Source organism: Pseudodesulfovibrio karagichevae (assembly GCF_041414475.1).
In the GTDB taxonomy this organism is placed as follows: domain Bacteria; phylum Desulfobacterota; class Desulfovibrionia; order Desulfovibrionales; family Desulfovibrionaceae; genus Pseudodesulfovibrio; species Pseudodesulfovibrio karagichevae.
Window position 1 is genome coordinate 1 of the sequence record NZ_JBGLYH010000099.1, and the last position, 8,972, is coordinate 8,972.

Annotated in this window: 7 protein-coding genes; 3 read left to right on the forward strand and 4 right to left on the reverse strand. The window is 65.1% G+C overall.

Going from position 1 to position 8,972, the window contains the following annotated elements:
• Positions 1-246: 246 nt before the first annotated feature.
• From AB6M95_RS18885 to AB6M95_RS18895, 3 genes are all read right to left on the reverse strand, one after another.
• A complete protein-coding gene (locus AB6M95_RS18885; RefSeq protein ID WP_371388296.1) occupies positions 247-444 on the reverse strand; it encodes a hypothetical protein in 198 nt (65 codons plus the stop codon).
• Positions 445-634: 190 nt separating this feature from the next.
• The gene (gene hemC, locus AB6M95_RS18890; protein WP_371388297.1) at positions 635-1,567 is read right to left on the reverse strand and encodes a hydroxymethylbilane synthase; all 933 of its coding nucleotides are present in this window, start codon (positions 1,565-1,567) and stop codon (positions 635-637) included.
• Between the two features lie 34 nt (positions 1,568-1,601).
• Positions 1,602-1,850 carry an FmdB family zinc ribbon protein gene (locus tag AB6M95_RS18895; protein WP_371388298.1) on the reverse strand — a complete coding sequence of 83 codons (249 nt, stop codon included), beginning with the start codon at positions 1,848-1,850 and terminating at the stop codon, positions 1,602-1,604.
• A 239-nt stretch (positions 1,851-2,089) separates the two neighbouring features.
• Between AB6M95_RS18895 and AB6M95_RS18900 the strand changes: the two genes are divergently transcribed.
• The 3 genes from AB6M95_RS18900 (at position 2,090) to AB6M95_RS18910 (ending at position 5,789) form a co-directional block, all read left to right on the forward strand.
• Complete coding sequence (locus AB6M95_RS18900) at positions 2,090-3,034, forward strand: tetratricopeptide repeat protein (protein ID WP_371388299.1); 945 nt, start codon at positions 2,090-2,092, stop codon at positions 3,032-3,034.
• Positions 3,035-3,373: 339 nt separating this feature from the next.
• A complete protein-coding gene (locus AB6M95_RS18905; RefSeq protein ID WP_371388300.1) occupies positions 3,374-4,363 on the forward strand; it encodes a hypothetical protein in 990 nt (329 codons plus the stop codon).
• 349 nt (positions 4,364-4,712) lie between these two features.
• The gene (locus AB6M95_RS18910; RefSeq protein WP_371388301.1) at positions 4,713-5,789 is read left to right on the forward strand and encodes a linear amide C-N hydrolase; all 1,077 of its coding nucleotides are present in this window, start codon (positions 4,713-4,715) and stop codon (positions 5,787-5,789) included.
• A gap of 74 nt (positions 5,790-5,863) precedes the next feature.
• Here the strand turns inward: AB6M95_RS18910 and lon are convergent, their stop codons facing one another.
• Positions 5,864-8,377, reverse strand: a complete 2,514-nt coding sequence (lon, locus tag AB6M95_RS18915; protein WP_371388302.1) for an endopeptidase La — start codon at positions 8,375-8,377, stop codon at positions 5,864-5,866.
• Positions 8,378-8,972 lie beyond the last annotated feature (595 nt).

Below are 8,972 nucleotides of genomic sequence, written 5' to 3' on the forward strand. Positions count from 1 at the left end.
GGCTCTCTTACCGCGCTCGGAATAGGCTTTCGAGAGTGGTGCAGCTGTGCATTTTCTTCCGGGGGGCTTTCACCGCAGCGTAGTCTTCCTACGTGAGGATGAAAGCCCCCCGGAAAAAATGTGCAGACGCGCCGCTCTCGGAAGCCGCCCCCACTGCGCGCCGCTCACCCGAAAAGTAAGGGCCGATCAGATTGCTGATCGGCCCTTACTTTTCGGGTGAGCGGCGCGCACTTCGCACACTAAACACTATGCATCCCCCAGGTCGGTGGATACGGCTTGGACCAAGTCGCCCCGGGCGTTGTAGGTGCCCGAGGATTGGACCTTGACGAGCTCGCGCGCCATTTCGGGATTCTCCAGCACCTCGCGCTGGAGGCGAACCTTGCGGATCGACTTGACCTGTTCGGCCATGTTGGAACCCTGTACTTCAAAACCGGCAACTTCCATGATTCGTACCTCCTTCCATGGAGTGTTGAACATATTCCTTGCCGTTTTTATCGGTGAATATCCGAAAACCTTTAGGGGGCGGAGCGGGCCACGGGGCTGCCTTTCGCCCAACAATTTGATTTTTTTGATTCTTTTCATATAAAGAAATATATAGCGCCGTCGTTCGGAGCAGGTCGTGCCGCCGGTCGGGCTACTTGGTTTCCCGTGCGTAGACGTCGTCGAGGATGGCCTTGCCGCCCGCGTCGAGGACCTGCCCGGCCAGGATCATGCCCACTTCCCAGGCGTGGTCCACATGCCCCTCGGCCATCCTGCGGATGGGCTTGGACCCGTCCACGTCGGCCACGAAGCCGGTCAGGCGGACCATGTCGCCGTCGATCTCGGACCAGGCCGCGATGGGCACCTGGCAGCCGCCGTCCAGCCCGGTCAGGAAGCCGCGTTCGGCCTGGACCTGATACTTGGTCTGCTGGTGGTCGAGGAAGGCGAGCAGGTCGCGGACTTCCTGGTTGTCGGAGTGAAACTCGATGCCGAGCGCGCCCTGGGCCACGGCGGGCAGGAAGTCCGGGGGACACAGGATCTCCATGTGCGGGGCCTGAATGCCCAGACGCTTCAGCCCGGCGGTGGCCAGGACGATGGCGTCGAACTCGCCGTCGAGCAGCTTCTGCACCCGGGTGCCGACGTTGCCGCGCAGGGACTTAATGCGCAGGTCCGGGCGCAGGGCCTTGAGCTGAGACTGGCGGCGCAGGGAGGAGGTCCCGACCACCGCGCCCTCGGGCAGTTCCTTGAGCCCGGCGTACTTGACCGAGCACAGGGTGTCGGTCGGCTCCTCGCGTTCGGGGATGATGCCGACCTCCAGCCCCTCGGGCAGTTCGGTGGGCACGTCCTTCATGGAGTGGACCGCCAGCTGGGCGCGGCCGTCCAGCAGCGCCTCCTCGATCTCCTTGACGAAAAGCCCCTTGCCGCCGACCTTGGCCAGCGGCACGTCCAGGATCTTGTCGCCCTTGGTCTTGATCTTGAGCAGGTCCACGGACAGGCCGGGATGTTCGGCCTCGAGCCGGTCCTTGATATGGTTCGCCTGCCACAGGGCCAGGGCGGAGCCCCGGGTGGCGATGGTGAGCTTGTTCATGCTGTGTGTAACCTTGGTCTGTGAAGGGAAAGAGCTAGCCGCAGCTGGAGCAGTTGCCGCCGGAACAGCCCGCGCAGCCGGAAGAGGGCGCGCTGGGGGCCGCCGGGGCGGAGCCGCCGCCAGCGTCGGGCGAGAACCCGCCGACCTTGGACCGGACCGCGCTCATGAGCTTGCCGGTGTCGGCGGACTGGCATTTGGGGCAGGGGGGACATTCGTCGCGGTCGAAGACGAGTTCCTCGAATTCGTTGCCGCATGCATTGCACTTGTATTCGAAAATGGGCATGTCGTGCTCCGAAACGGTGTTGTGATGGGCCGGGCGCTCCCGGCAGAGGGTTTCCATAGCTGAAAAGGGCCGGACTGGCAACGTCGCCCCCGGCCCGTGAATAATGTAAGTCCGCAGCACGCAGTGTCCACCCCCCTTCGGGGAAATCCGTGCTTTACACCGCCCCCCGCGCCCGGCTAAGGGAAAGTATGAGTAAAAGCGGGGCGCTCCGGTCCCGCCCAAGCCGTTGCCGAGGGTCCATGAAAGACGAATTCTTTGCCCTGCATCTCGACGCCGAAGAGGAGGACGCCGCCGGTCCGTCCGGCCGGGCCTACATGGCGGGCGGCAAGGTCCGCTGCGTGTTCTCGGCCCTGACCCCGGTCAAGATGGGCATGGGCGCGAACAGCCGCACCCACGAGAGCCTGACCTTCCGCTTCGTGGAGCAGACCGGCGAGGAGGACTTCGTCAGCCGCCTGCTCAGCGACCGCCACCTGCCCATGGGCGAGGCCGAGCTGATCACCCTGGACGAACTGGTCGCGGACTACTCGCCCGAGCTGGCCTACTTCGAGGAGCACGTGGTCCCGGCCATGCTGGATCGCGGCACCCCGGAGGACGCGCTCACCTCGGCCATCGACGCGCGGGTGTTCAACGGCCTGTTCGGCCTGGGCCTGGTCTACCTGGAGCGGGACGAGCCGGGCCGGGCGGCCGCCCTGTTCACCGACCTCGCCCGCATCGGGGCCGACTTCGAGGGCCGGGACCAGTTCCTGTTCAACGACTTCGGCATCGTCCTGCGCAAGTACGGCCTCTACGACCTGGCCATCGCCTTCTTCCTCCGCGCCCTGGAGTACGTCCGGGATGACGAGAACCTTTTCTACAACTTGGCCCGCGCCCACTACGAGAACGACGACTGGACGCGCTCCCTGGACTACCTGATCCAGTCCCACAAGTTCGCCCCCGGCCTCAAGGTGACCACCGACCTGCTCGAACTCATGGTCGGCCTGGAGGCGGACGAGCGGCTCCTGGCCCGCTACGCCAAGCCGCCGGTGCCGCCCGCCGTGGCCGCCCGCGCCCGCCAGCTCCTGGCCGCCGGGTCCGGCAGGCTCAAGCTCGACGACACCCTGGTGGGCCGCCCCGTGGAACCCGGCCGCGCCCGGTCCGGCGGCGTCGGATTCGTGGAGTTCAAGCGCCACGGGAGCGAAGACTAGCCTGCAAGGGCAATCCGGGGTTGCCTGCCGCACTGCGGGACGGGTCGTTCGGAAATTCTGTGATTGAATTTCTATATTAAGATTGTCTCAACCATTGGATCTCCCACTAAAGCCTTTCACTCCAAGGACCGATATGAATCGGGAACACGGGGTGGAAGAGGGCGTCCGGCCTCCTGTCGGACGAGTTTCCACATAACGCGCCTGGTGATTGCGGGAGCCCACTGGACGGCGCAGGGGAAATGCCATGTCCGGCATTGACGGCACTGTTGGTTCGCGTCCTGGGAAAACGCGGGCCGGTGGTCGGAACGGGCATGGCCGCCTCCTGCAAAAGGGTGACCCATGAACACGAACACACTCGTCTCCATCGACAACCAAAACCGCGCGGGCCGCGCCTCCAAGGGGCGCGTCGGCCCGGTCTGCTGCGTCTTCTCCACCGCCAAATCCCGGAACCCCGGCAAAGGCACCACCCTGCGCGGCCAGGGCCGCGTCCATTACTGGCTGGTGCGCCAGGCGGGCGAGGACGGCTATGCCGTGCGCGGCGTGGACGGCGACTTCCTGCCCTTCGGCGAGGAGTCTCTGATCTCCACCGACGAACTGATCACCCACTACACGGCCGAGGTGGCCGTGTTCGAGGAGCGCATGCTCCCCTCGGCGCGCCGCCGCAACTACCAGCTCGTCGGCGCCAACCGCGAGCTCGGCTACCGGCGCTCCCTGCTGGCCATCGACGAGCCCAACGTGCGCGGCCTGTTCGAGCTCGGCCGGGAGTACATCCGGGCCGGGCGCATGGCCAAGGGTCGCGCCCTGCTCGGCGAGCTCATGCGGGTCAAGACCCCGTTTCCGGGCAAGGACCAGCATCTGTTCAACGAGTTCGGCATCGGCCTGCGCAAGATCGGCTACCTGGAAGGCGCTGTCATCTGCTACCGGCGCGCCCTCAAATACGCCGAGCGGGACGACCACCTGTTCTACAACCTGGCCCGCGCCTACTACGAACAGGGCCAGTGGTGGGACTGCATGACCGTCCTGACCCGCTGTTTCGAACTCAATCCCGAGCTTCCCCTGGCCCGCGGCCTGGTGTCCCTGATCACCGCCCTGGCCGCCAACCCCGGCCTGCGCCGCCGCTACAACAAGCCCCCGGTGCCCCAGGGCGTGGCCCGGCGCGCCGCGCTGCTCGACGAGAACGTGTTCACCACCGACACCTCGGCCCGCGAACAGGCCCAGGCCCGGGTCCTGCGAAACGAGGCCCGCAGCGCTGATGCGGCGGCCTCCTCCTTCGACAAGCGCCGCGACAATGGCATGTGGCTCCCCGGCCGCGATGCGGTGGGGATGTAGGTGGGGCGGGGGGCGGCTTGCGATAGCGGGCCATCTGCACATTTTCCGAGGGTCCGCCTGATCCTCACGTACTGGGGTACGCTGCGGTCAGGCGAATCCTCGGAAAATGCACAGCTGACCCACTCTCCCAAGCCTATTCCGCGCGCGGGGGAGAGAGCCGCTGTCGGGTGCTGCGCACCCGAATCGCTCCAGTTAAGAGAAGAAAATGAGGCGTCCGCCGGGGAGGGGGAAGTCAAGTTGGGTATTATGTTTTTTACGGCTCGACACTGCGGGAGGGGGCGGCGTATCCCTTTGGGGTAAAGACGGTTCCGCTCAGTGTGCGGAATGTACCCATACTCAAGGAGTTCTCATGTTATACAGAATAGTTGCGCTTGCAATATGTCTGCTGCTGATGGCCGCTCCGGCCATGGCGTGCACGGATTTCGTCGTCAAGGCCAAGGACGGGACGATCGTCGGCGGGCGGTCCATGGACTTTGCCGTGGACGACCAGGCCAAGGTGACCGTCTACCCCCGTGGCAGGAAGTGGACCTCGGAGGCCCCCGGCAAGAAGCAGGGGATGCAGTGGCAGCAGCGCCACGGGTTCGTGGCCTTCTCCGTCCTGGGGCTGGAGGCGTCCACGGACGGCATGAACGAGAAGGGGCTGTCGGCCAAGGTCCTGTGGCTCCCGTCGGTCGGCTACCAGACCGTGCCCAAGGGCAGCGAGGCCAAGGCCATGGACGTGACCCTGGTGCCCGACTGGATTCTCGGCCGGTTCGAGACCGTGGCCGAGGTCAAGAAGGCCCTGCCCGAAGTGCTCGTCTGGGGCAGGGAACTCCCCGGGCTGGGCGGCGTTCCGGTGCTGCACCTGGCCGTGCACGACGCCCAGGGTAACAGCATGGTGGCCGAGTGGATCGACGGTGAGCTGCGCATCTACGACAACCCGCTGGGCGTCATGACCAACGAGCCCCCCCTGCCCGGCCAATGGGCCAACCTGCGCAACTACGTCAATCTCTCGCCCGACATGCGGACCGGCTTGGAGCTGAACTGCATGACCGTCAAGGGCACGGGCAACGGCTCGGGCCTGTTCGGCCTGCCGGGCGACTGCACGCCCCCGTCCCGGTTCGTGCGCGCCGCCGTGCTCGGCTCGTTCGCCTACCAGCCGGAGAACGCCGCGCAGGCCGTGGTCTTCGCCCGGCACCTGCTCAACCAGGTCGACGTCATGCCGGGCGTCAGCCGCGACAGGAAGCCCGAGGGCGAAGCCGCCGACTACACCCAGTGGACGGCCATCGAGGACCTGACCAACCGCGTGCTCTACTTCGCGGACTACGGCGACCAGACCCTGCGGGCCATCGACCTCAAGAAGCTCGATTTCACCCGCTCGGACTATGCGCCCATCTCGGTATCCGCGCCCTCGGGCAACGCCGTCAAGGACGTGACCCCGAATTAGGCGTCGGCTATCCGCAAAAAACAAGGCCCGGACCAAATTGGTCCGGGCCTTTTTCATGGATATCGATATGTCGGCTACTTGGCCCTGGCCAGCGGCCAGATCTCGTCCACCTTCTCGATGGTCTTGATGGTGATGCGTCTGCGCAGCTCGTCCGGGATCTCGGCCAGGTCCTTCTTGTTCTGGGCCGGGATGAGGACCTTCTTCATGCCGCGCGACACGGCGGCCAGGATCTTCTCCTTGATGCCGCCCACGGGCAGGACGCGGCCGCGCAGGGATATCTCGCCGGTCATGGCCAGGTCCGGGGAGACCGGGGTGTCGGTCAGGGCCGAGATGAGCGCGGTGACCAGGGTGACGCCTGCGGACGGGCCGTCCTTGGGCGTGGCTCCGGCCGGGACGTGCACGTGGATGTCGCGGTTGTCCGCGAAGTTCGGGTCGATGCCGTAGAGGTCCGCCCGGGCGCGCGCGATGGACAGGGCGGCCTGGGCCGACTCCTTCATCACGTCGCCGAGCTTGCCGGTCAGGATCAGCTTGCCCTTGCCCGGCATGGTGGTCACCTCGATGTGCAGGATCTCGCCGCCAAACGGGGTCCAGGCCAACCCAACGGCCACGCCCGGAGGCAGGGTCGGTTCCTTTTCGTCATCCAGGAAGCGCGGCGGCCCGAGCAGCTTGTACAGGTTGTTGACCGTGATCTTGAACGGCCCCTTCTCGCCCTCGGCCTTCTTGCGCGCCATCTTGCGGCACAGGGTGCCGATCTCGCGCTCCACGTTGCGCAGGCCCGCCTCGCGGGTGTACTCGCGGACCACCTTGGACACCAGCTTGTCGGTGATGAGCAGTTCGTCGTCGTTCAGGCCGTTCTCCCTGATCTGGCGCGGGATGATGTAGCGCCGGGTGATGACCGTCTTCTCCTGCTCGGTGTAGCCGGGGATGCGGATGACCTCCATGCGGTCCATGAGTGGGCCGGGAATGGAGTCGAGCATGTTGGCCGTGCACACGAACATGACCTTGGACAGGTCGAACGGCACGTTCAGGTAGTGGTCCGTGAACGAGAAGTTCTGTTCCGGGTCGAGCACCTCGAGCAGGGCCGAGGACGGGTCGCCCCTAAAATCCGAACCGAGCTTGTCGATCTCGTCGAGCATGATCACCGGGTTGCGCGTGCCGCACTGTTTGATGGCCTGGATGATCCGGCCCGGCATGGCCCCGATGTAGGTCCGCCGGTGGCCGCGGATCTCGGCCTCGTCGCGCATGCCGCCCAGCGACATGCGGTGGAACTTGCGTCCCAGCGAACGGGCGATGGATCGCCCGAGCGAGGTCTTGCCCACGCCCGGAGGCCCCACGAAACAGAGAATCGGGCCCTTCATCTTGGGGTTGAGCTTGCGCACGCTCAAATACTCGAGGATGCGCTCCTTGACCTTTTCCAGGTCGTAGTGGTCGGCGTTGAGAATTTCCTCGGCCTTCTTGATGTCCAGCCGGTCGCGGGAGAGCTTTTTCCACGGCAGGTCGATCATCCAGTCGAGGTAGGTGCGGATGACCGTGGCCTCGCTCGACTCGGCGTGCATGGACTCCAGCCGCCGCAACTGCTTGAACGCCTCCTTCATGACCTCCTTGGGCATGCCGGACGCGGTCAGCCCCTTGCGCAGCTCCTCCATCTCCTCGGACTCGTCGCCCTCGTCGCCGAGCTCGCGCTTGATGGCCTTGATCTGCTCGCGCAGGTAGAAGTCGCGCTGGGCCTTGTCCATGCCTTCCTTGGCCATGGTCTGGATCTTGTTCTGCATGGAGGCCACCTCGACCTCCTTGAGCAACTGCTCGTTGACCAGCTCCAGCCGCCGGAAGGGCTCAATGCACTCCAGAATCCTCTGGGCCGCGTCCACCTTCATGCGAAGGTTGGAGGCGATCAGGTCGGCCAGCCTGCCCGGATCGGACACGCTGTTCAGCACGGACATGATGTCCGCGCTGGAAATGCCGCGCAGGGTCAGGATGCGCTCGGACTGCTCGCGCGAGGAGCGCACCAGCGCCTCCTGCTCGGGAGAGAGCGGCCCGGCCTCGGGCTCGATGATCGGGGTCAGCTCGGCGATGTGGTACGGGTCGTTGGCCGTGAACCGCTTCACCTTGGCGCGGGCCAGCCCCTGGACCAGGACCTTGAGGCGGCCGTCGGGCATCTTCAGCATGCGCATGATCATGCCCACCGTGCCGGTCATGTACAGGTCGTCCGGAGACGGGTCCTCCACGCCCTCGTCCTTCTGGGTCAGGATGAGGATGTAGCGGTCGCCCGCCAGGGCCGCGTCCACGGCCTGGACCGATTTGTCGCGGCCCACGAAGAGCGGCAGGATCATGTAGTTGAAGACCACGATGTCGCGCACGGCCAGCACGGGCAGCACCTGCGGGATGTCCGCCGGATTGTGCCCGGTCATGTCGTCGTCGCCGAACAGCGTCGTGCCGGGACCGCCGGTCAGGGCCTCGATGATCTCGGGCAGATCCTCGCCCTCGTGGCTGTCGTCCTTCACTTCCGGGGACTTATCGATCTCGGCATCCGACTCCGGCCGTTTGATGCGCGAAGGACGGATGGGGGTTTTCTTCTTTTTTTGACTCAAATGGGTATCCTCTGATTTGTGTGCAAACAGACGGTGTTACCCTACATATATCGTCAAACCAAGTTGGCAAGTCCATTATTATGGTAAATTACTCATCGTGAACGATGCCTCCGGCGGCCGGGGCGCCGCCCCGGACCCCGCTGGAGCTCTGCCCCAGGCCCCGCCAGGGAACCCTTTGAAAAGGGTTCCCTGGACCCTCCCAAACTTTTTGTGTCGCCTGCGGCGAAGGAAAAGGGCGTGAAGGAGGATCGTTGCGCGGAAAGATGGGTCGGGCGCGGGCAGGGGATGTCCCGAAGGGTTCGCGCCGGACGTCCACGGGCCTCGGAGGACCGCCCGGTGCGAACCCTTCGGGACGGTTGCCAACGCCGCAGGTGGGCGTAGGCGAAGCTCGGGGAAGTGGTTTTGCGGCGTTTTCGAACAAGGAAAGAGAAGGTGCTCCCACAAACAAGCTCCCTCCGCGAAGCGGCCCAAAAAGTTTGGGGCTGACATAGATCTCTCGTCGTATTAGGGGGGACTATGAGGCTAAAAAGATCGCGTTTGTCGGCTCATATATCCGGTCGTCTGATTGAGCATTTCGTTGCTGGCACCCCAGCCC

What these genes read in the sequence shown, in the direction of transcription:
- AB6M95_RS18895 (WP_371388298.1), bottom strand. Translation starts at nt 1,850, where the DNA reads ATGCCCATTTTCGAATACAAGTGCAATGCATGCGGCAACGAATTCGAG.
- hemC (WP_371388297.1), bottom strand. Translation starts at nt 1,567, where the DNA reads ATGAACAAGCTCACCATCGCCACCCGGGGCTCCGCCCTGGCCCTGTGG.
- AB6M95_RS18900 (WP_371388299.1), top strand. Translation starts at nt 2,090, where the DNA reads ATGAAAGACGAATTCTTTGCCCTGCATCTCGACGCCGAAGAGGAGGAC.
- AB6M95_RS18910 (WP_371388301.1), top strand. Translation starts at nt 4,713, where the DNA reads ATGTTATACAGAATAGTTGCGCTTGCAATATGTCTGCTGCTGATGGCC.
- AB6M95_RS18905 (WP_371388300.1), top strand. Translation starts at nt 3,374, where the DNA reads ATGAACACGAACACACTCGTCTCCATCGACAACCAAAACCGCGCGGGC.
- AB6M95_RS18885 (WP_371388296.1), bottom strand. Translation starts at nt 444, where the DNA reads ATGGAAGTTGCCGGTTTTGAAGTACAGGGTTCCAACATGGCCGAACAG.